We start from the raw sequence: 22866 nt of genomic DNA, 5'->3' as shown, positions 1-22866 counted from the left end.
TTTGCTGCAACTTTTTCAAGAATGGGTGTAGTTTGCTATTTGAATGAATTGTATCTGGACAAAATGACCAAAATAGGTCAAGGCAGCACTTTGTTTTGATAGGTTGGGTGCGAGTAAGGCGTGCTGATTTTTGCTGAGGAATCGAGCTGTACCCCTTGTCGAATAAGTCTGGAAAAGTCCTGACTGTGGATATCTTTTAAGTTTTCCACACGTGGGTTAATGTGGGCGCGTTGATACCAAGTTTGCATATCCCAACGATGATCCAGCGCATGCAAATCATATAAATAATTGGGTAAATAACCCGAAGCAAACAAGCGATAGTCTGCAGGGAAGCGTTTTTGTGATACTGACTGAATCATATCAAACAACAATGTGGTGCAATTACTGGTTAAAGTGTTGTACCAACGTGGCTTAGCCGCTAAAGCATCAGCTTTACGAAGATATTCTTGAAACAAAGCCTGCGCTTCTTGATGATTCATTTGAAGGGGGAAAAAATAAACTTGTTCACCCCGAATATTACTGCGGGTGTAAATGATATCTTTTTCATCGGCAGCAACAAGGCTCAACTCATATTTCCGAAAGAAGCCACCAATCGCAGAAAACTCTTCGTGTTTTTCTTTGCGAATTTCAATGGAAAAGGTGAGTGGCGCTTGATCGGCAAAGTCAAAACTGACTAAGGTATGCGCAATTTTTGGCCCCATCCAGTAAGAGGTGATGATATTCACCCCTGTAATCTGTTTCAGGTTAAATTGGCGGGTCTCCCAGCGTTCGGTATAGCGACCATCGGCATGCCAGTCAAAATTGCGGACATTCTGCAGCGTGACCTGATCTTGTACTTGTTCATAATGCAGCATACGAGCCACTTCAGGGTTCCAGTCACGGTCTTGCTTGGCCTCTAGCCCACAATACCAAAACAGCCCTAAGGCAAAACCCAATAGATAAACCAGAATATCCTGATTACGACTCAGCAAATGTTGCGTGATATAGATGCCTAAAATGCTGAGCGTAAAGGCTAGCCAAGTTCCAATCAGCACACGGCTCATCAACCAACCCAAAGGCTGATGAATCCACAAGGCCATACTCAGCCAAATAGAAGAAAGAATGACACCTAAACTGAAGATGAAATGCAGCATCCGCCATTCCTGAGGCAAGTTAAATTCCGTTTAAGTTATGATAATCAAAGATTGCCAAAGCTGTCAGCATTATTTTTGATAGCGGGCAAACTCAAAGACAATGCCTGATTTTTCATCGACATGCTGTTCTGAGGCTACTTTTTTAAATTCGGCAGGAATGGCAGGGTAATGCGCATCTCCCTGAACATCCAGCTCAATATGCGTCAGTTCCAGACGATCAGCAAGCGGTATGGTTTGGCTAAAAATTTCACCGCCGCCAATAATAAATAATGTGTTAGGTTTTTCTGAGGCGTGTACATCTGCAACAGCTTGTTGCAACGCATCTTCAATGCTGTGTGCGACTTTTGTGCCTTCAAATGACCAGTTTGGATCGCGGGTAATCACCCAATTCACACGTTTAGGGAGAGTGCGCCCCATTGATTCCAATGTTTTGCGTCCCATAATCACCACGCCACCTTGGGTGATTTCTTTGAAGTGTTTTAAGTCTGCCGAAATATGCCAAGGCAATTGGTTACCTTGACCAATGCAGCGTTGTTGATCCATAGCGACCACGTGTACAACTTCTAAATTTTGAAATGACATAATTCGGCTCGTATTTTCTTAGTCTGCAAAGTGTTTTAGGGATGTTCAGGTCCTTTAAATGTTGAGATGCTAAATCTAGCAACAGCTAATTAAACTGCGACAGGCGCTTTAATTGCAGGATGTGACTCATAGCCTACGATTTCAATATCTTCAAATTTAAAGTCGAAAATATCTTTGATTTCAGGATTGAGTTTTAATTGACATAAAGCCAATGGTTCACGGCTTAGCTGTAACTGTGCCTGTTCAAAGTGGTTGGCATATAAATGCGTATCGCCACCTGTCCAGACAAAATCTCCGACTTCTAAATCACAGACTTGTGCGATCATGTGGGTTAGTAAAGCATAGCTGGCAATATTAAAAGGTACACCTAAAAACACATCGGCACTGCGTTGATATAACTGGCATGAGAGTTTGCCGTTGTGCACAAAAAACTGGAATAAAGTATGGCAAGGCGGTAATGCCACTTGTCCGGCTTCTTTCGGGTTCCAGCCTGACACGATTAAACGACGTGAATTTGGATTGGTTTTAATTTCATTGATTAACCATGCAATTTGATCAAAACCATCTTGCTCATATAACCCATCGGCTTTTTGTGTTGCACCAAAATTACGCCATTGATGTCCGTACACTGGGCCAAGTTCACCTTCAGGACGACCAAAACGCGCGGTTTGTTCTGCGGTAGACCATTCATCCCAAATACTGACTTTATGTTCTTGTAGATATTTGACGTTGGTATCGCCTTTTAAAAACCATAATAGCTCAATCACGATAGAGCGGAAATGCACTTTTTTGGTGGTCAGCAGTGGAAAACCTTGCGCAAGGTTAAAACGCATTTGATGCCCAAACACTGAACGCGTACCAGTTCCGGTACGGTCACCTTTGTCGCCACCATGGTCAAGAATATGTTGGAGTAGGTCTAAATACTGGCGCATAGCGTTCTCTGGTCAAGCAAAAGTGAATATTTTTGGTTGGGCGATTCGATGCCCAGTAAATCACAAAGAATAATAGCAGAGTTTTTAAAGTTGTGACTTTATTGTGAGTCGGAAGTGTGATGTTGATTCAGTAATGCCAGTGGTGAAAACAGGCAAATAGCCAAAGCGGTAAAGCCAATGCCTTGTGCGCCCGACAGTAAAATTTCACCGTGTTGAATCTGCATAAAAATCAGTGCGAGTAACAACGCCAGTGGAATCCAAGTCAATAGTCGTGCCAACCAACCTGTTGGATGTTGCGCAGTAAAATGAATTTTGCAGTAACGACAAATTAAAAAAACAAGACCTGCAGCCAGAAACATTAAAATCGCATCGAGCTTTAAGGGTTCTAAGAAATATAACGCTGCAGTGACCAACGCACTCAGCATTAGCAGGGCAATTTTCTTTTTGACGGTAATCTGTGGGTTAAACCAAAATTCAAGCATGTGAGATATTGATGTATGAAAAGTATAAGTACTAGATGGCACTGTAGCATAAAAAAGGCGAAGATTGACTTCGCCTGAATAGATGAAAGCTGCATGTAAATGGATAGCTGTTTAGCTGTTTTTCTGCGGACCCCAATCATAAATTTTCTTTTGATAGGCATACCACATCATCCAGATACCGACCAAAATCATTGGTAAGCTCAGGAATTGCCCCTTACTCATCCATGCAATAAAGAGCTGACCATGATCGGGTTCGCGGAAAAATTCGACAACAAAGCGTGCCAAACCATAACCAATCAGGAATAGGGCAGACACTGCCATGCGTGGACGTGGCTTGGAGCTAAACCACCAGAGGACAATAAATAGAATTAAACCTTCACATAAGGCTTGATAAAGCTGCGATGGATGCCGTACCAATTGCAAAGGATCGGTCGGGAAAATCATCCCCAAGGCAAAGTTAGGATCGGTCACAGGGCGACCATATAATTCGCCACCAATAAAATTACCAATGCGACCAAACATCAGACCTGTAGGAACGCATGGGGCAATAAAATCCAGCGTTTGGAACCAAGTCATTTTGTATTTTTTACACCAGAACAGCATGGCTAAAATCACGCCCAAAAAGCCACCATGAAAACTCATGCCGCCTGTCCAAACTTGGAATAACCATAGCGGATTTGCCAAAAATTGTTCAAAGCCATAGAAAAATACGTAACCGACACGTCCACCAATGACTACGCCCAAAGCGCCGTAAAAGATCAGGTCGGAAACCATGTCTGGTGTCCATCCACGCTGTTTGGCACGGTAAGTTGCCAAACCCCATGCAAATAAAAATGCCAGTAAATACATCAAGCCATACCAATGGACTTGTAAAGGCCCGAGCGAAATAGCAACGGGGTCAATATTTGGATAGGTGAGCATTCCTGTTCCTTGTGATTCTGTTTTGCACAGATTTTAGCTGAATGTGATGAAAAATGTTGTACATTCAATGTGTAAAGATTAAGAGTTTGAATTATGTGTATTGTTGCATTGGCTTGGCAGGTCTTGGCAGACACACCCCTGTGTTTGATTTCAAATCGGGATGAGTTCTATCGGCGTTCGACAGCAGCACTGGCAGCATGGCCCCAGAGTCCAATTGTTGCTGGGCAGGATTTAGAATCGGGCGGTACGTGGATGGGGGTCACTCAGTCGGGACGCTGGGCAGTGATTACCAATTATCGTGATGCGAATGATGTTCGTGAATATCCAACCTCACGTGGGCATATTATTCAGGCTTTTTTAGAATCTGAGCAAACGCCTATCCGTTTTGCGCAAGCCTTAGAAAAACAGCAATGTGAATACGCAGGTTTTAATTTATTTGTGGGCGATACCACTCAAGCGGTGTATATGAGTAACCGTGGCGAAGCACCGCAGGTTCTAGCTAAAGGCGTTTATGTGGTGTCAAATGGGTTGATGAGTGACCCTTGGGAAAAAACTGCACGTTTACGCAAACGCTTTACGCAGGAGTTTTTACCGATGCTGCAATTGCCTAATCTTGCATCGGCAGAGCTAAATGCTGCAGCGTGGGATATTTTAGAAGATGAACGCAAGGTTGGATCTGAATTGTTACCACAAACAGGGATTTCATTGGAGATGGAAGCGTTGTTGTCATCGACATTTATTCAAAGCCCACTGTACGGAACACGTAGTTCTAACTTTTTATGTATGCAAGCACAGCAGTTTATATGGTTGGAAAAAACACAGTATGGTGAGCAAAAAGGAAAGATTGTACGACAGCAAGTGAAGATTGAAGCATAAAAAATGCCGACATGTTGTCGGCATTTTTAATTTATGGATGTTATCCAGCAATTGCTTTGCCGTCTTTACGGGTGATGACAACCGTTGCTGAACGAGGACGTGCAGTTTTATTGTTCATGTCAGTTTGTGTTGCAGGCCAATGGCTGCTTGGCGCATCAAAACTCTTTGAATCTTCACCTGGGTGCTGAACGTTAATAAAGATTGCTTTGTAGTCAGGTGTCATGGTTACACCTGTAATTTCACATTCTTTTGGCCCAACAAGGAAGCGACGTAAGTTTTTATCGGTGACTTGAGCACCAGCAATTGTACTTTGATCACCAACAGTTTTTACAACACCGCCATCACCAACTTGACCAGGTAGTGCTGCTAACATCATACAGTTTGTAACATCTGTATATGCGCCATCATCTGTTTGAATCCAAAGAACACCACGTGGGTCAAACCACATACCATCTGGACTTGAGAAGTCGTTTGCATCGCTTAAATTAGAAAGGTTAATTGTCGGATCCATACTTGCTTCAGCACCAAATAGATAGATATCCCATTCAAATGATGTTGCTGCAGTATTCTCTTCTTTAAAGCGGATAATATGACCATTGACGTTACCTTTACCACCTTCAGGATCGGTGTAGTTACGTGGGTTTGCAGGATCTGTTGCATAGCTTGAACCACGGTTCGAGTTATTGGTTAAAGTCACGTACACTTCACCATTTTCAGGGTTTACAGCAACCCATTCTGGACGATCCATTTTTGTAGCTCCTACAGCATCTGCTGCAAGACGAGCAAAAGTAAGGACATCCGCTTGTGAGCTAAATGGGTAAATAGCGTTTGTTTCGGTTAAGCCATTTTTACCATAAGCCAGTTCAATCCACTCTCCTGTGCCTGATGCATTAAATTTAGCGACATAGAATTTCCCTGAATTCATATATTTGTCGCCAGCTCGATAGCCACCATTCACATCTTTAGGATCCCATGTTGCATCTGATACAAATTTGTAGATGTACTCACCGCGCGAGTCATCGCCCATATAGAATGCAAATTTTTGCCCTTCAATTGCGCGGCTGGCGCGACAGTCTTCGTGAGCAAAACGACCTAATGCAGTACGTTTTACTGGGTTTGAGCGGCTATCGAATGGATCAATTTCTACAATCCAGCCAAATGTATTTGGCGCATTACGATAGTCTTGAGTTGAAGACTCTTTGGTTACGTTAGCAGCCCAACGATCATACATGTCTTGAGATTCAAAACCAGCTTCTGCTGTTTCCCAACCATAGCGTGAAGATTTATTCAAATACACGATGCGATCTTGCTCATCGCGTTCTGGAATTTTTTTTCCATCAGCATCTAAAATATAAATGATGTTGTTTTTCGCATCACGTTTAACACTACCGTCTGCATTTTTTTCAGTTTGATAAGAGATCTCTAAGCCTAAGCCATAGCGTTTAAGTGCTATTTTTTCAGCTTCACTCCGGGCTGAGTATTGGTCTGTACCTGAGCGTTGGAAATAACCAATAAAATTTTCTTCAGCAGTTAAATAAGTGCCCCATGGTGTATAACCATTACCACAGTTATTTTGTGTGCCTCGAGTTTGACGACCAGCGGGAGAGAATGCTGTGTGCAGTAATGGAGAACCAGCTACAGGCCCTGCAAAATCCATGACAGTCGAAGCTGTAATACGACGGTTAAATGGTGATGACTTCACAATCTCTACAGCTTGAGTTTCAGCATTTTTCTTAATATGAACGACTGAAACACCGTGTGCATTTACTTCACGAATCACTTCATCTTCTGGGCGACGTCCATCCTTTTTAGTTGCGCCTTTTGGATGTAAGAAGGTTTGGTTGATATATTCGTGGTTCAAAACCAATAAGCCATGATCTGATGCATTTTCATCATAACGACCAGTTTTAGTACTTAAGCCAAAATAGCTCATGCCATCGTGACAGTCACCAGAGCGGAATTGGAAACTTGGGCCAGATGGAACATCTGCATCTGCATTCCAATTGCTATAAGAAGGATTGATTGAGTCACCTAAAGCATATAATACAGTTGCTTGGTAACCTTCAGGAACAGTAACAATATCATTTAAATTTTTATCTACAGCTTTAAATGTTAATGTTTCAGGCTTGGTATTGGGTTCTTCTTTACTTGTTGGTGGTGTTACATTTGTATCTTCATCATCATCACTACATGCAGATAAAGAAGAAGCTAAAGCTAAAGCTGCTGCACCGCTTGCAGTTTTTTTAATTAAACTGCGACGGCTCATGCGTTGTTCTAGAATGTCACGAAAGTGCGTATTGTCTGAAGTGTTATTATCTAACTCTTGATCTTCATTGTAAGGCATAAATGATGTGGTTCTAGGATTTTAGACCACGCCTATAAGTGATAATCTACTCCCCAATAAGCATGGGAAATGCTTGTTTTTGGAGTCAACCATGACACGAAGAAAACGTCGTAATCATTCAGCAGAGTTTAAAGTTAAAGTTGCTCTCGCAGCAATTAAAGGCGACCACACACTCGCTGAACTTTCTACTCAATTCGATTTACATCAAAACCAAATCATCGATTGGAAAAATCAACTGCTTGAGCAATCAGTCAATATTTTTTCACGACCAACAGCACAACAAGAACCAGAGATTGACCTCAAAGCTCTACATGCCAAGATAGGACATCAGGCATTGCAAATTGATTTTTTAGAAGGTGCGCTCAGAAAAATAGGGCAGCTGAGCGGCAAAAAATGATCGATAAGACCCATCAACTTTCGGTACGACAACAATCGCAATTGATTCAAATCAATCGCAGTACGTTGTATTACAAGTCCAAAGAGATTTCATCAACTGATTTGAGTTTGATGCGCCTGATCGATGAAATTCATCTCGACTACCCCTTTATGGGCAGTCGAATGATACGAGATATGCTACAGCGTCAAGGGCATCAAATAGGTCGGCGTAAAGTCCGACGTTTAATGCGCTTGATGGGAATACATGCCTTGTATCCAAAACCCAATACCAGTAAGCCTAATCTTGCACACCGTATTTTCCCATATCTGTTGAAAAACATGGTCATCGATCACTCTAATCAAGTCTGGTGTACAGATATAACGTACATTCCTATGGCTAAAGGCTTTGTCTATCTGTGTGCAATTATAGATTGGCATAGTCGTAAAGTACTGGCTCATCGTGTATCGATCAGTATGGAAACAGGCTTTTGCATAGATGCGTTGCAAGAAGCAATTGTGAAATATGGTTGTCCTGAGGTGTTTAATACAGACCAAGGCAGTCAATTCACAAGCGAGGCATTTTTGAATGAGTTAAAATTGCGAAATATCCGTATCAGTATGGATGGGAAAGGACGATGGATGGATAATGTAATGATTGAGCGTTTATGGCGCAGCGTGAAGCATGAGGAAGTCTATTTGAAGGCTTACGATACGGTTAAACAAGCGAAACAATCAATTGCTGAATATTTGGATTTTTATAACATGATACGTCCTCATTCAAGTTTGAATAAGGCAACACCGGATGAATTTTATGATCAACATTTACTAAAAGTAATGGCAGCATAATTTAAATATTTAGAGCGGATTTATCACTTATAAAACTGAATTGAGTGGTCTAATTAACGGAACCACATTATAAAATCAGTCATTTTTTTTCCTAGCAAATTGCTTAGTCGTTTGAAAGTTATATGTAAATTAGTGGCTAAACATGACATGCGGGTTAAGCTTATGTGTCAAACTGATTAAATCCGTTCATTTGTGATCTACACGCACAAAAAAAGAAGCAACCATGTGCTTCTTTTTAAAATTCAATATTTTAGATTAGCTGTGACTGACTCGTCGCTTCTCAATTAATTTGCCAAAAAACAAACCAATTTCAAACAGCATCCACATCGGAATGGCAAGCATGATCATCGATAAAGCGTCTGGCGGTGTGACAAACATGGCCACAAAAAAACAGCCAACAATAATAAAGCGACGTTTTTCAACCAAAGTTTGCGTAGACACGACACCAATCATAATCAGCAAAAGTGTGACAATTGGAATCTCAAAGGTAAAACCAAAAACCAAAAACAGCTTCAAACAAAACGTAAGATAGCTATTAATGTCGGTCATCGGGGCGACTGTTTCAGGGGAAACGCTAATGAAAAAGTGCAGAATGGATGGCAAGGCGACAAAGTAAGCAAAGCTAATTCCGATATAGAACAAGCAAATACTGCCGATCAGCAAAGGCAGCGCCAAACTTTTTTCTTTTTCATATAACGCTGGTTTTACGAATGCCCAAATCTGATACAAAATAAATGGCATCGCAATGAACAGCGCGACAAAAAAGTTTAGTTTAAACGGCGCCATAAAGGTTGCGGTAACATCAGTCGCAATCATGGTTGATGTATGTGGCAACTGTGCACGTAATGGTTCCGACAATACTTGATAAGTTTTATTGGCAAAGGGCAATAAACAGAAGAATAAGGCAAGAATAAGCCCTACAATTTTAAAAAGATGATTACGCAGCACCATCAAGTGCTTGGTAATTGGCATTTCTTCTAATGCGGCTTGCTCTGCCTTCACAGGCAAATGTGAAAGCTCAGAAGCGTTTGATTGGCTCATACTGCAACCTTCATTTCAGTATAGGGCGCTGTAGTATGTTGTAGCGCAGATAAATTTGAATGTGATGTCATTTTAGTTTTAGGTAGTGTTCAAAAAACTGTGTCATTTCCTTAAACTGTTAAAAACAGGAATGATGCATTATGGCAACTACATTTGATTTTGAAACAGCCTTAAAACAACTCCAGTCAGGACAAGCACTGACTGGAGAAAATGGCATACTCACCCCTTTAATTAAACAACTGACCGAAGCTGCTCTTGAAGCAGAAATCGAGAATTACATTGAAGCGAATCCGAAACAAGGTAATCGCCGCAATGGCTATACTCGCAAGACAGTAAAATCTACATCAGGTTCATTTGAGCTTGAAACCCCTAGAGATCGAAATGGTGAATTTGAGCCACAGTTAGTTAAAAAGAACCAGACCAAATTATCAGAAGAAATTGACAATAAAATCATATCACTCTATGCACTTGGTATGAGCTATCGTGATATTCAAAAGCATGTTGCTGATATGTATGGATTGGAGATTTCAGATGGTGCTATCACCAATATTACAGATAAGCTCCTCCCTCAGTTACAAGCATGGAAACAACGCCCACTCGATACAATTTATCCCTTTGTTTGGTTAGATGCCATACATTACAAAGTGAAGGATAAAGGTGTTTATGTGAGTAAAGCGATCTATACCATTTTAGCTTTAAATGTTGAAGGTAAGAAGGAACTACTCGGCTTGTATTTATCGGAAAGCGAAGGGGCGAACCATTGGCTTAGTGTACTGACAGACCTACAAAATCGTGGTGTTCAGGATATTCTGATTGCCTGTGTAGATGGACTAAAAGGTTTCCCCGAAGCCATAGCAGCGATTTACCCTCAAACAGAAATACAACTGTGTATCGTTCATCAAATTCGTAATTCTTTACGCTATGTTGCCAGTAAAGATCAGAAGGCATTTATGGCTGATTTAAAGCCAATTTACCGTGCTGATACCAAAGGGGCGGCAGAAGTAGCACTGGATGAGCTAGAAGAAAAATGGGGCGAAAAATATGGTGTGGTCATTCAGTCATGGCGTACCAAATGGCATCTACTATCCGCCTATTTCAAATACCCTAAAGCGATTAGGAAGCCGATTTACACCACCAATGCCGTTGAAGCCGTACATCGTCAATTCCGCAAACTAACCAAAACCAAAGGAGCTTTCCCCAATGAGGATAGTCTGATGAAATTACTGTATATTGGTATTCAACAGGCATCAGAAAAATGGACAATGCCTATTCAGGAATGGGGACAAACGATTACTCAATTATCCATTTACTTTGAAGGTCGATTAGATGATATAATTAAAATCTAGTCAAATTTACTGACACAGAATTTTGAACGCCCTCTAGTTTTAGGGAGTAACACCGCAGAGGTTTTTTCAGTATTTAAAACCAAGGTGTAATGATGCTGTTGTAAGGTATTTTTTGATACGGCATGCGGGGAATGTGTGCTTTTTGCAGTTGTATCTTCAAATATTTTTTCTTGCTGCATTTCATGCATTTGTGCTTGCATCTTTGCTTCAAGTTCCTGAATACGCGCCATTTCTTGCTGCATTTGCTCGCGTAATTCAGATAAACGCAATTCGCGGTCAATGTCATTTTGAACATTACTGACCATACGTTTAATTTTAGCGTACCACTTGCCGACAAAACGCGCTGCTTCAGGGAGTTTTTCAGGACCCAGCACCAATAATGCAATGATGCCGAAAATCAGCAGTTCCGTCATTCCAATATTGAGCATAATCTCAAACCCTCAGCCTTAATGCTTTACAGTCGAATTTACATCACTGCTATTGGCTTGATGTTCAATCGTACGAGGTTCTTTCAGTTGCGCCGCTTCTGCCTCATCATCTTTTATTGATTTTTTAAAATCTTTGACCGCGCCACCTACATCTTTACCTAAGTTTTTAAGCTTAGATGTACCAAATAATAAAATGACCACAATTGCAAAAATCAGCACGTGCCAAATAGATAATCCTGCCATGATTTAGACCTCTCAATAGTTGAGCCTATCTCAACAGGTCTGTATGACAATGCGGTGACGAATGTGTTGCGATTTGACGACAAGGGATGTTTGACCTGATTTGTATAGCTTGAAAATAAAACAGCCCGTGTTTGAAAACGGGCTGTAAGATCAATCACATCTGTTAAATCTAAGCTTGTAAACTTGCTTTAAACAGTTGCATCGCCTGACCACGGTGACTGATTTTATTCTTTTCTGCTTTTGACATTTCTGCGCTCGACATTCCTAGTTCAGGCAACCAAAAGAGCGGATCATAGCCAAAACCATTTTCACCACGGGCTTCTGCTAAAATCTCGCCTTTCCACATACCTTGGAAAATTTGTGGTAATGGATCATCGGCATGTTCAACCAAAGCTAAAACACAAACAAACATACCTTCAATTGTTTCGTTATCTTGACGTAGTGGCTTAAGTTTATTCAAAAGTTTTTCGTTGTTGGCTGCATCATTGCCATGTTCACCTGCAAAACGTGCAGAGTAAATTCCTGGTGCGCCGCCTAAAATAGGCACACACAAACCAGAATCATCGGCAATTGCGGGCTTTCCTGAAATTTTCGCGGCATGGCGCGCTTTTAAAATGGCATTTTCAACAAAGCTCAAACCATCTTCAACCGCATCTTCAATATTTAGTTGACCTTGAGGAATCACTTGCACAGGCAAGTCTAATTGCGCAAACAGGGTTTCAAATTCTCCAATTTTTCCCTTGTTATTGCTTGCTAAAACCAAAGTACCTTGAGCGCGCCAATCAGTTGCAGCCATAATTCAGATCTTAATTCAAAAAAATATTGGATATTTTAACGGATTTTTCAGACTTAAAAGTTTAATCTCGCATAGATTTGTTTTTTTACATGCTAATAATATTTAGGTTTCAAAAAGTAGGGAAATCATGATGAGCAAAATTTCAGAGATCTACCGTTATACGAGTCAGCACTGTGCATTACTGCAGCAAAGTGAGCGTTGTGGCTGTTTTTGCTGTCTGCAAATTTTTACTTATAGCGAAATTGAAGATTGGTGTGATGATGAGCAAACCGCAATGTGTCCGCATTGTGGTATAGATGCGGTATTGGGTTCTGCTACAGTAGAAGAGTTCAGCCCTGAATTGCTACAGGCCATGCAGGCGGTTTATTTCGGATAAAACAAAAAGCACCCGAAGGTGCATGAAGTTAATTTAAGCGCGATTAAATTTATTGTGCTTGAATCCATTTGTCAGCGCGGTCACGTGCTTGACGAATTTGTTCTTGAGTTAAGTTGGCTGCCAAAGCTGTTTTCTTGCCTTCAGACAAAGAAATGACTTTATTGTCGAGCATGCCATCACGGGTAGATAATTCATACCACTGATACGCGCCCATATAGTTTTTCTTTTGTTCTTCCATCATGGCAAGGTTAAAGCTGGCACGGTTATCACCACGGCTAGCTGCCTTTTCAAAATATTGACGTGCCAAGACTTCGTCTTTTTTCGTGCCAATACCATCCGCCAACATACGACCTACATTGAGTTGTGCAGCCGATAAACCTTGATCTGCCGCCGCTTTGTACCAAGCAAACGCTTGACGGCTGTCTTGTTGAACGTCTTTACCTTGTTGATATTTTGTCGCTAAGTAAAATTGTGCGCCTGCCTGACCTGCTTTGGCTGCTTTAATCAAGCCATTAATATCCATAGTTGAATATTGAGCCGCTTGGCTCGCTACAGAAGATGACGGTGAAACATAATCTGCGTGGGCTTGAATGTTCAACAGTCCAACCAATAGCGTGGTGCTTAATAATAGTTTTTTCATAGAGCGCTCACTCGATAAATTGCGACTTCACCAAACAAATTAGGCAGATGCTTACTGAGTAAACTATCTTGTTGATTCCCATTCACGGCAAGTCGGTTAATGATGCGAATATTATTTTCGGCACAAAGTGCCTCAAAATCACGAAACGTACATAAATGAATATTTGGGGTGTTGTACCACATATAAGGTAATGCATCTGAAACAGGCATTTTTCCTTTTAAGGCAAGAAAAGATCGAGTCTTCCAATGCGCAAAGTTTGGAAAGGTAATAATTGCCTGTTTAGCCACACGTACCATATCTCTTAATAATACGTCCGGTGCATCTACTGCTTGCAAGGCTTGTGCCATGACCACATAGTCAAAAGACTGGTCGGCAAAACGGCCAAGCCCCAAATTCAAGTCTTGTTGGATGATATTTAACCCGCGACTGATCGCAATTGCAATCTTTTCTTGATCAATTTCTAATCCGTATGCACGAATATTATGCTGTTTGCTCATGTGAGCCAACAGTTCGCCATCGCCACAACCTAAATCGAGTACTTTAGAATTGGGTTTAATCCACTTTTCGGCAAGTTGCTGATCAAGACGCATTATACGGCCTCCTGTGGGGTTGCTTGAAGATGTTCTGTTCCACCCAAGAATGCACGCATGGCTTTCACGTATAGTGGAATTGGGAACAAGAACGAATCGTGTCCTTGTTCGGCATCAATATCTAAATAGCTGACCGGCTTATGATTGCTGATTAAGGCATCTACAATTTCCTGCGAACGCTCAGGGCTAAAACGCCAGTCGGTGGTAAAAGACACCACTAAAAACTTGCACTTGGTATTGGCCATGGCTTTTTGTAGAGATTGTTCGTATTCACGTGCAGGATCAAAATAATCCAGTGCCTTGGTCATAATTAAATAGGTATTGGCATCAAAATTACGGCTAAATTGTTCGCCTTGATAGCGTAAATAGCTTTCGACCTGAAATTCGACATCAAAACCATACATAAATTTGCCTGATTTTAAGTCACGACCAAATTTTTGTTTCATGGCCTCTTCAGACAAATAGGTGATATGTCCAACCATGCGCGCCAAAATCAAACCACGTTTTGGGTAGCTGTCGTGTTCTAAATAACGCCCATGATGAAAATCTGGGTCAGATAAAATCGACTGACGTGCGACTTCGTTAAAGGCAATATTTTGTGCGGACAGTTTTGGTGCACTGGCAATAATGACGCATTTTTTGAGACGGTCAGGATAATCTACCGACCATTGCAAAGCCTGCATGCCACCCAAAGAGCCGCCAATAATTGAATACCAGACTTCAATCCCTAAACGGTCAGATAGCATGGCTTGAGTTTTGACCCAATCTCGCACAGTGACCAATGGAAAATCTGGGCCATAAGGGCGATTATCATTTTCAGGGTTAGGTGATGTGGGCCCCGTAGAGCCGTTACAGCCACCAATATTATTTAAGGCCACCACAAAAAAGTGGTTGGTATCAATGGCTTTTCCCGGGCCAATACAGGCATCCCACCAGCCTGCTTTTTTATCATCGGCATGATGATAACCTGCAGCATGATGATGCCCTGATAGTGCGTGACAGATTAGAATTGCATTGGATTTGTCGGCATTGAGCGTGCCGTAGGTTTCGACCATGAGTTCAAAGCGGGGCAGAACACGACCACATTCGAGTTCTAAAGGTTCTTCAAATTGGAACTTTTCTGGAACAACAATGCCTACTGAGTCAGCTGGAAAAGACACGGGAATAATTCGCCTTAAATCCTGAGGATGAATAAACAAAAGGATACCACTTGGGGTATCCTTTTCAAAATGCTTTTACATGTTACCGCAAGATTATACTGCTGCTGCAACTACTTGATCCGTGCTTAATACGCCTTGCTCAATCAAGCGATTTGTACAAGCAATAATTGCATCAATAGATGAAGTCACAATGTTGTCGTGTACCCCTGCACCAAAGGCAGATTTACCTGTACCTTTGACTTGCAACTCAATCAATGCCAAAGCTTTTGCGTGTGCGCCTGAGCTAATGCTACGTTCTTCATAGTTCAAGACATCAATTGGTAGTTGAAGTGCATTCAAAATTGCTGAAATTGGACCGTTGCCTTCGCCGCGTAAGCGTTGCGTTTCGCCGTTCACTACCACATCTAACTCAATGACTTGATTGCCATTTTCATCAGATAATTTGTAGTTTTGCGTCGCATAGTGCGCATCTTTTACTGCAACGTAAGTGTCTTTAAACAAATTCCAGATTTCACTTGCACTGATTTCTGTGCCTTGCTCATCGGTACGTTGTTGCACAATTTGTGAGAATTCGATTTGTAAACGACGTGGTAAAGTCACGTTGTAGTTCGATTCTAACAAGTACGCAATCCCGCCTTTGCCAGATTGTGAGTTGACACGAATCACCGCATCATAGTCACGCCCTAAATCTTTCGGGTCGATTGGCAAGTAAGGCATATCCCAAATTTCTTCGTTTTTCTGGAATTCAAAACCTTTCTTAATTGCGTCTTGGTGTGAGCCAGAGAATGCAGTAAAGACTAAGTCACCTGCATACGGATGACGAGGGTGTACTGGCAAGCCTGTGCATTCTTCAACTGTAGCAATAATTTCGTTGATGTTTGAGAAATCCAACTCAGGTGCAACACCTTGGGTGTACATGTTTAAGGCAATTGCCGCAACGTCAACGTTACCGGTACGTTCACCGTTACCAAATACACAACCTTCTACACGGTCTGCACCCGCCATGATGGCCAATTCAGAAGCGGCAATACCACAACCACGGTCATTGTGACAGTGTACTGAAATGATCACGCCATCACGACGCTCAATATTGCGGTGCATCCATTCCACTTGGTCGGCATACACGTTTGGTGTAGATACTTCCACTGTTGCAGGCAAGTTTAAAATGACTTTATTGGTTGGCGACGCTTCCCAAATTTCAGTTACCGCATCACATACATCTTTAGCCACTTCTAACTCAGTTGCAGTAAAACATTCTGGGCTGTACTGGAATATCCACTCAGTTTCAGGTTGCTTCGCTGCGTATTCTTTTACTTTGGTTGCCGCGTTGATGGCCAATTGTTTGGCACCCGCAATATCTACATTCAAGACTTTTTGGCGGAAGGTAGGCGAGTTGGCATTATAAATATGCACAATTGCACGTTTTGCACCTTGTAAAGATTCAAAAGTACGTGCAATCAAATGGTCACGTGCTTGTACCAAGACTTCAATATACACGTCATCTGGAATATGACCTTCTTCAATCAATTTGCGGGTGAAATCGAAGTCAACTTGAGATGCAGATGGGAAACCAATTTCGATATGCTTAAAACCAATTTTCACAAGCATTTGGAACATTTTGAATTTTTGTTCGATGTTCATTGGCTCAAAGATCGCTTGGTTACCGTCACGTAGGTCGGTACTCATCCAAATTGGCGCTTTGGTAATTTCGTTATTTGGCCATTGGCGGTCTGGTAAGTCGACACGCTGGTACATACGACGGTATTTCTTGCTTGGATCTGCCAACATCATGAGGAACTCCTTGTGTAGTGCCTGTTGCTCGGTCTTATTAAATGCAACGTACTACTAATAATATATGGTGTCTATTTAAACAAAATTAAAGGGATATTCAGAGGTAATTGCTTAGAAAAGCAAATTTTTTATAGGCGCGCGTGGCGCAGCATCAGGAGATTCAATTGAGGTTGAGCGTGAGTCGGAAAAGCAAAAAGATCATTCGTTTTCATCATGTAACCATCAAGATCAATACAAAGGTTTTACTTATGCAAACCTTTTAGGAAAAATTGCATGAGTGCTAAGTTTATAGTCATATCATATCGCGCTTGTGTTGAGAATGTTTTCCGAATATCTGATTGAATAAAACAATAATGAGATTTTTTTTCTAATTTTATTTATTTATGAGTATTTTTTATTGAATATTGGTAATTGTTTAAATGATTGTAAAAGTAAATCACAATATTTACTTAAATTTTTCTCGCTACTGTTTAAGTGCGGGCGACTACAGTAGCAAGTATTTTTAAATCGGTTTTAAGGCCTTAAAGTTCAGCCCATTTGCGCATCAAGTTGTGGTAAAGGTTGGTGAGCTTAATCACTTCTTCATGTTGATCACCCAACTGCATACGTAGGTTTTGCACAGTTTGATCAAGATTGAACAGCATATGACGATCAGCATCATCGCGTACCATGCTTTGTACCCAAAAGAAGGAAGCAATACGACAGCCCGACGTTACCGCAGTTACTTCATGCAAACTGGTAGAAGGGTAGAGGATCATGTCCCCTGCAGGAAGTTTAACTTCATGATAGCCATAAGTGTCCTCAACCACGAGATCACCACCTTCATATTCGTCAGGCTCGCTTAAAAATACCGTACAGGATAAATCGGTACGCAAGCGTTCATTGGTGCCACGAATACGACGAATTGAATTGTCGACATGAAAACCAAAAGATTCATTGTTTTCGTAACGGTTAAATAGAGGGGGAATAATATCTAAAGGAATAGCTGCAGAAAGGAATAAAGGATGCTGCCCAAGCGACTCTAAAATAATGCTACTAAGATGATGCGTGAGCGGATGATCTTCAGGGAGTTGTTGATTCTGTTTTACTGTCGCAGATAAAGTTCCTGCGGTAACTTTTCCATTGACCCATTCAATTTTGTCCATTTCATCACGGAAGTATTGAACTTGCTCTTTTGTTAGTACATTAGGGATATGATGAATCACACGAACACCTTTTATTTAGAATAACTTATACATGCAAATAGCCTCTGCAGGCAGAGGCTATTTTTATATCACAATTCCATAGCTAATATATGGGATTAGTATTTAAAGTTTAGAGAAAGCACTGCACTACGACCTTCTGCTTCAGTGGCGTAGTGAGAGGCATACGCTTTAGTGAAATAGCGTTCGTCCGACAGGTTATTGACATTCAATTGCAGGTCAACATTTTCGTTAACGTTGTAACGTGCCATGGCATCGTAACGGACATAGCCTGGAACAAATTTGGTATTTGCCGCATTACCATACACTTTATCCATCGCAACAGCACCAGCACCTAAAGTCAACTGTGGCATGACTTGGTAAGTGGTCCATAGTGTTGCAGAGTTCTTAGCAACGTTTTGAACTTGCTTGCCGTCATTTAAACCAGCGCCATCATCAACTAATTCGCTGTCTAAATAAGTATATCCAGCAGATAATGCCCATTTGTCCGTGATATTACCATTTACACCTAATTCAAAACCATCGACACGTGTTTCACCAATATTTTTGGTTGTACCGTCATCAGCTGTTGCACGAGTATTGGTTTTTTCAGTACGGAAAATGGCTGCTGTTAAATTAAGTTTTTCATTCAAGACATCCCATTTAGTCCCCAGTTCCATAGTGCGGACTTCTTCAGGTTTTAAGTTTTGAATAGCTGCTGTAATCCCTTCAGAACCATCACCACCATCCACACCGACTGGGTTTGATGAGGTTGCATAACTTGCATAGATTGAACCATTTTCGACAGGCTTATAAACTAAACCAGCTTGATAGTTTACAAAGTCTGAATCGTTTTTAAGGTTAACAACGGTTCCTTCCGAATAGGTTGAGTTATAGCGACCTGCAATCATGGTTTGTTCTGCTGAGTAGTCATCCCAACGTAAGCCTAAATCCAAGATCCACTGTGGGTGTAATTCAATGCTATCGAGGAAATATACAGAAGTGTTTTTATTCTGAATGTTATAGCGGTCAGCGCCTTCAGTACTGATGCTGCCTGTCCATGGACCACGATTAGGATTTTGGACAGAAGTACACCAGCCCGTAGCAATGTTTTCTGGTGTACATGCATTGTATCCAGCACCTGTTGTATTTTTACCATCAATAATATATTGGGTACGATCAGTTTCTTGGCCTGAGTACTCAGCACCTAAGTTAAAGCTGTGCTTTAAGCGACCTGTATTAAACTTACCCGTTAAAGCCAATTGGTCTGTAAATGCATCGGTATTTGCCATACGTGAGTTTGCACGCGCCCAAACATTGCCGCTTTTATAGATGTTGCCTTGGGAGCTATCTGGGTTTGTCCACAGATAATTATTTTTAGAGCTGTTATAAACTGCGGTATTTGAAATGGTTAGATTATCAGTCAGGTCATGTTCAAGCTTGATCGTTCCTGATTGATTTTCTTGTTTTTGGAAATCACGGTCTTTCCAACCATAGTAAACACCCTGTTTTACATCAATTGGTTTTCCTGAGTATTGTGAATAGCCCGTAGGATTGTTGTATGGCACACCTGAATCAGGGGTATCATCAGTTTTGAGGTAGTAGTAGCTTAATGTTGCACGCGTGTCGCTGTCTAGACCAAACGTAATACTTGGCGCAATACCTGCACGTGCATATTCAGTACCATTTTCTTGACCTGCTTTGTCGTTGTGGTGACCCATTACGGCAACACGAGCAGCAATACCATTACCAAAATCTTTGTTACCGTCTAAAGTAATACGTTGGTAATCATCCGTTCCTGCTCCCACAGAACCTTCTAAAAAATCACCTTTTTTAGCGGTTTTTGAAATCATGTTGATGCTACCACCAGTTGTGCCTGCACCACCCATTGCTGACGCAGAACCTTTGGTAACTTCGACTTGCTCAATCGCAAACATTTCACGATTTTGTGAAGTAGAGTTGCGAATACCATCAACATACATTGAACTTTCAGAGTTATAACCACGAATGAAAGGACGGTCACCATTCGGGTTGCCGCCTTCACCTGCACCAAGTGTGATACCAGGCACTGTGCGTAAAGCATCGCTTAAAGTTGTAACTTGAGTGTCTTCAATCAGCTGTTTAGAAATAACAGATACTGACTTTGGTGTGTCGAGTAGGGGAGCAACAAATTTGCTATTTGCAGAATTATCTACTTTTAAACTTTGTTCTGCTGCCGCTTCCGTGTGAATTGTTTCTAATTGCGCGATTTGATCTTGCGCAACAGCATTGACTGCAACCACAGAGAGTGTTGAAGCGATTGCTGAAGAAACCAGTTTTTTACGTGTTTTGATGAAGGTCATAACGAATCTAGTTCTAGCGTTGTAAATTGGTATGCAAATAATAATGATTCTTGTTTAGTTTAGCAATTGTGAATAATTGGAATTATCTATAATAAGTTATGATGAAAATGTGAAAATAAATGATATTGTGTAACAATCTGTATATAAGTGTATGATTTTAAGTGGATATAGAAAAATCCTGCCGAAGCAGGGTTTAGAGGAAAAGAAAATTTTTAGAACTTAAAGGTAGTACTTAATTGTACTCTGCGACCTTCTTGTGTGTTGCTATAGTGGTTATACCAACCGATATCTGCAACTTTTTCATAATCCGTGAAGTTTTTATCAAACACGTTATAAAGTGCAACACCAACGTCCCAATGATCATTCACAGTGAAATTCGAGCCGACATGTAGAAGAGCATATGCTTTGTAGTCACCTAAAGCATTGTAAATGGCTTTTTCATCTTTGGTCAGATTGGCATAAGTTTTTGTATAGCGTGCGCGTTCACTTCGGTTTTCACCGCGAGCCCAAAGTTGAATGTTGTCATCAGCTTGCCACTTAAGTGATGCATTGACCATATGTTCTGGCGTGTCATTGAGATGTGGGTTACCAAGCTTAGAATCTTTAATTTCAGTTTCGGTCCACGTGTAGTTAATACCGAAGTTCCATGCAGGATAGAACTCCCAATTTAACCCCGTTTCAATTCCATAGACTTCAGCATCTTCGGCATTGGTAGGTCGTGTGACGTTCCAAGAATCAGCTTTGCCAGTGGTTGGGTGATAGCCCATCACCCATGGTGTGCCAATAGAAGCCATATATTTTTCACAGTCTGCTTTAGACCAGCTACTTCCAGAGGTTGATGTTGTATCGGTATTACAGCTGAATTCAGTATTGCCGCTGACAATTTTATCTTCAATCTGGCTGTAAAAAGCGGTGATGTTATAGTCGAAGTTTTTATTGTTGGTGAAAGATGTCCCGAACTCAAAATTCTTACTGGTTTCAGGCTTTAAATTTGGATTACCGAAGAGGGGGTTACGCCCTTGACCGCCAACATTATAAATACCGTTGGTGAGTCGCTCTAAGCGTGGCGCTTTATAGCCCTCAGAATAACCGCCTTTGAATGTCCAGTTATCATTCGCCTTCCAAACTAAATAGGCACGAGGAGTCCAAAAGTCTCCAAAGGTATCGTGATCATCAAAGCGCAGACCTAGAGTAAGTGCTAAATGATCCGTCAGTGCCCATGTATCTTCAGCGAATAATCCGATTTGGGTAAATGAAATTTCTTTGTTTTCTCTTAAGCCATCTTGCAGACTGGCATCCCACCATTGACCGCCTAAAGCTATATTGTGTCGATCAAAATATTAAGTGGTAAATTTGGTATCAAAAATCGTGTCTTCACTTTCCAGTATACGAGGCGTGATGGCTTGAGACATATTTTGCGCACGTGCTGGAATCAAACGCCCAATAGTTTCAGTTTGAGTATTGGCAATACTGGATTCAAGTGTACCGATTTGATTACGCCAAGTATGGGCTAAAATGATTTTGTCACGGTTATATTCTTGAGCTTTATCATAGCCGCCATTTGCACCAAGCGTACCCAACTGTCCATTGCTATTGTCATACCACTGTTCAGTTTGTTCATACTCAACAGAAAGATCGTGTTGATCTGTTGGCGTTAAAGTAAGACGTACACCAATAGTTTCTAAATCTGACTTGGTTGGGTTGTTGCCCATATTTAATTCAGAAGAACCACCTTCATCATCCGAACGAGTCAGATGAGACTGATCGCGTTCAGCTTTACGGCCTCGTAATTGAATACCCAGTAAATTTGGAATAATTGGACCTGTTACATAAGTATCAACGGAGCGTTGATTGCCAAATTCTGAACTATTGGGAAGTAAAGTGCCTTCTAAAGTAACTGCACCCGTCCATTCATTGCTGACTTTCTTGGTGATGATATTAACAACGCCACCCATTGCATCGGAACCATATAAAGTTGAGGCTGGACCGCGGATGACTTCAATGCGTTCAATTGCAGAAATAGGGGGGATAAAGCTGTTATTTGATTCTCCAAAGCCGTTTGGTGTAATGTCACCTGTACTGTTTTGGCGTCGTCCATCGACTAAAACTAAGCTGTATTCTGAATCCATGCCGCGAATACGAATATTTAAACCACCTGTTTTACCTGCTGTTGGGCTGATATCGACACCTTCAACATCGCTTAAGGCATCTGCAATTGAATTAATGCGTTTATTCTTTAAATCTTCTGCTGTAATGACGGTCATTGTCGCAGGCGCATTCTTAATATCTTGTTCAAAACCTGCCGCTGAAACCACAATTGTGGAAAGTTGATGGGTTGAAGTCGCATCGGTAGAGGTATTTGCGAAAACAGTAGTAGAGGTTGCCCCAAGTAATGCAAGACACAGCGGGTGTAGGTTGAACTTAGCCATAAAATTATATCT

20 protein-coding genes and 1 pseudogene are annotated in these 22866 nt (G+C 41.3%); 4 read left to right on the top strand and 17 right to left on the bottom strand.

What is annotated here, in order from left to right; genetic code table 11:
• Positions 1-77: 77 nt before the first annotated feature.
• The 5 genes from AC0T5Z_RS11545 to lgt form a co-directional block, all read right to left on the bottom strand.
• On the bottom strand, positions 78-1133 hold the full coding sequence (locus AC0T5Z_RS11545; protein ID WP_435337788.1) for an Lnb N-terminal periplasmic domain-containing protein: 1056 nt from the start codon (positions 1131-1133) through the stop codon (positions 78-80).
• A gap of 69 nt (positions 1134-1202) precedes the next feature.
• Positions 1203-1715 (bottom strand): dihydrofolate reductase, encoded by a 513-nt coding sequence (locus AC0T5Z_RS11540; protein ID WP_435337787.1) that lies wholly within the window; start codon positions 1713-1715, stop codon positions 1203-1205.
• Between the two features lie 89 nt (positions 1716-1804).
• Positions 1805-2647 carry a thymidylate synthase gene (gene thyA / locus AC0T5Z_RS11535; RefSeq protein ID WP_004974795.1) on the bottom strand — a complete coding sequence of 281 codons (843 nt, stop codon included), beginning with the start codon at positions 2645-2647 and terminating at the stop codon, positions 1805-1807.
• A 98-nt stretch (positions 2648-2745) separates the two neighbouring features.
• Entirely contained in the window at positions 2746-3129 is a 384-nt protein-coding gene (locus AC0T5Z_RS11530) for a hypothetical protein (RefSeq protein WP_435337786.1), read from the bottom strand.
• Between the two features lie 111 nt (positions 3130-3240).
• The gene (gene lgt, locus AC0T5Z_RS11525; RefSeq protein WP_236094042.1) at positions 3241-4050 is read right to left on the bottom strand and encodes a prolipoprotein diacylglyceryl transferase; all 810 of its coding nucleotides are present in this window, start codon (positions 4048-4050) and stop codon (positions 3241-3243) included.
• Between the two features lie 93 nt (positions 4051-4143).
• Between lgt and AC0T5Z_RS11520 the strand changes: the two genes are divergently transcribed.
• Positions 4144-4926: an NRDE family protein gene (locus AC0T5Z_RS11520; RefSeq protein ID WP_435337785.1), complete on the top strand. Its 783-nt coding sequence runs from the start codon at positions 4144-4146 to the stop codon at positions 4924-4926.
• A gap of 40 nt (positions 4927-4966) precedes the next feature.
• On the opposite strand, the gene AC0T5Z_RS11515 is transcribed toward AC0T5Z_RS11520, so the two are convergent.
• Positions 4967-7270: a PhoX family protein gene (locus AC0T5Z_RS11515; RefSeq protein WP_435337783.1), complete on the bottom strand. Its 2304-nt coding sequence runs from the start codon at positions 7268-7270 to the stop codon at positions 4967-4969.
• Between the two features lie 91 nt (positions 7271-7361).
• Between AC0T5Z_RS11515 and AC0T5Z_RS11510 the strand changes: the two genes are divergently transcribed.
• Positions 7362-8491, top strand: a protein-coding gene (locus AC0T5Z_RS11510; RefSeq protein ID WP_100222370.1) for an IS3-like element ISAcsp5 family transposase whose coding sequence is annotated in 2 segments (ribosomal slippage) — positions 7362-7614 and positions 7614-8491 — 1131 coding nt in all. Because the reading frame shifts where the segments join, the coding sequence is not laid out codon by codon here.
• Between the two features lie 255 nt (positions 8492-8746).
• Here the strand turns inward: AC0T5Z_RS11510 and tatC are convergent.
• Entirely contained in the window at positions 8747-9532 is a 786-nt protein-coding gene (gene tatC / locus AC0T5Z_RS11505; RefSeq protein ID WP_004974811.1) for a twin-arginine translocase subunit TatC, read from the bottom strand.
• A 140-nt stretch (positions 9533-9672) separates the two neighbouring features.
• Between tatC and AC0T5Z_RS11500 the strand changes: the two genes are divergently transcribed.
• Positions 9673-10878: an IS256 family transposase gene (locus tag AC0T5Z_RS11500; protein ID WP_160127165.1), complete on the top strand. Its 1206-nt coding sequence runs from the start codon at positions 9673-9675 to the stop codon at positions 10876-10878.
• Here AC0T5Z_RS11500 and tatB read toward each other — a convergent pair.
• From tatB to rdgB, 3 genes are all read right to left on the bottom strand, one after another.
• The gene (gene tatB, locus AC0T5Z_RS11495; RefSeq protein WP_435336896.1) at positions 10875-11306 is read right to left on the bottom strand and encodes a Sec-independent protein translocase protein TatB; all 432 of its coding nucleotides are present in this window, start codon (positions 11304-11306) and stop codon (positions 10875-10877) included. The genes AC0T5Z_RS11500 and tatB overlap by 4 nt on opposite strands.
• A gap of 18 nt (positions 11307-11324) precedes the next feature.
• Positions 11325-11549 carry a Sec-independent protein translocase subunit TatA gene (gene tatA / locus AC0T5Z_RS11490; RefSeq protein ID WP_004974820.1) on the bottom strand — a complete coding sequence of 75 codons (225 nt, stop codon included), beginning with the start codon at positions 11547-11549 and terminating at the stop codon, positions 11325-11327.
• A 169-nt stretch (positions 11550-11718) separates the two neighbouring features.
• Positions 11719-12345, bottom strand: coding sequence for an RdgB/HAM1 family non-canonical purine NTP pyrophosphatase (rdgB, locus tag AC0T5Z_RS11485; RefSeq protein ID WP_435336895.1), 627 nt, complete (start codon positions 12343-12345; stop codon positions 11719-11721).
• Between the two features lie 130 nt (positions 12346-12475).
• Here rdgB and AC0T5Z_RS11480 point away from each other — a divergent pair, with 130 nt between their 5' ends.
• On the top strand, positions 12476-12721 hold the full coding sequence (locus AC0T5Z_RS11480; protein ID WP_435336893.1) for a cytoplasmic protein: 246 nt from the start codon (positions 12476-12478) through the stop codon (positions 12719-12721).
• Positions 12722-12770: 49 nt separating this feature from the next.
• Here AC0T5Z_RS11480 and AC0T5Z_RS11475 read toward each other — a convergent pair whose 3' ends face one another.
• From AC0T5Z_RS11475 to AC0T5Z_RS11445, 7 genes and pseudogenes are all read right to left on the bottom strand, one after another.
• Positions 12771-13361: a tetratricopeptide repeat protein gene (locus AC0T5Z_RS11475; protein ID WP_230245397.1), complete on the bottom strand. Its 591-nt coding sequence runs from the start codon at positions 13359-13361 to the stop codon at positions 12771-12773.
• A complete protein-coding gene (metW, locus tag AC0T5Z_RS11470) occupies positions 13358-13951 on the bottom strand; it encodes a methionine biosynthesis protein MetW (RefSeq protein ID WP_230245396.1) in 594 nt (197 codons plus the stop codon). The genes AC0T5Z_RS11475 and metW overlap by 4 nt, the downstream gene beginning before the upstream one ends.
• Positions 13951-15111 (bottom strand): homoserine O-succinyltransferase MetX, encoded by a 1161-nt coding sequence (metX, locus tag AC0T5Z_RS11465; protein ID WP_104852561.1) that lies wholly within the window; start codon positions 15109-15111, stop codon positions 13951-13953. Before metX ends, metW begins: the two co-directional genes overlap by 1 nt.
• A 93-nt stretch (positions 15112-15204) precedes the next feature.
• Positions 15205-16902 (bottom strand): 2-isopropylmalate synthase, encoded by a 1698-nt coding sequence (gene leuA / locus AC0T5Z_RS11460; RefSeq protein ID WP_435336892.1) that lies wholly within the window; start codon positions 16900-16902, stop codon positions 15205-15207.
• Positions 16903-17423: 521 nt separating this feature from the next.
• Positions 17424-18107 (bottom strand): Fe2+-dependent dioxygenase, encoded by a 684-nt coding sequence (locus tag AC0T5Z_RS11455; RefSeq protein ID WP_291334303.1) that lies wholly within the window; start codon positions 18105-18107, stop codon positions 17424-17426.
• A 95-nt stretch (positions 18108-18202) separates the two neighbouring features.
• Positions 18203-20425: a TonB-dependent receptor gene (locus AC0T5Z_RS11450; RefSeq protein WP_291334304.1), complete on the bottom strand. Its 2223-nt coding sequence runs from the start codon at positions 20423-20425 to the stop codon at positions 18203-18205.
• 212 nt (positions 20426-20637) lie between these two features.
• A pseudogene (locus tag AC0T5Z_RS11445) lies at positions 20638-22854 on the bottom strand (TonB-dependent receptor domain-containing protein).
• Positions 22855-22866: the final 12 nt, after the last annotated feature.

It is taken from the genome of Acinetobacter pengchengensis (assembly GCF_982235305.1).
The sequence above is the reverse complement of the archived record's forward strand: the minus strand, read 5'-3'. Positions and strand labels throughout refer to the sequence as shown.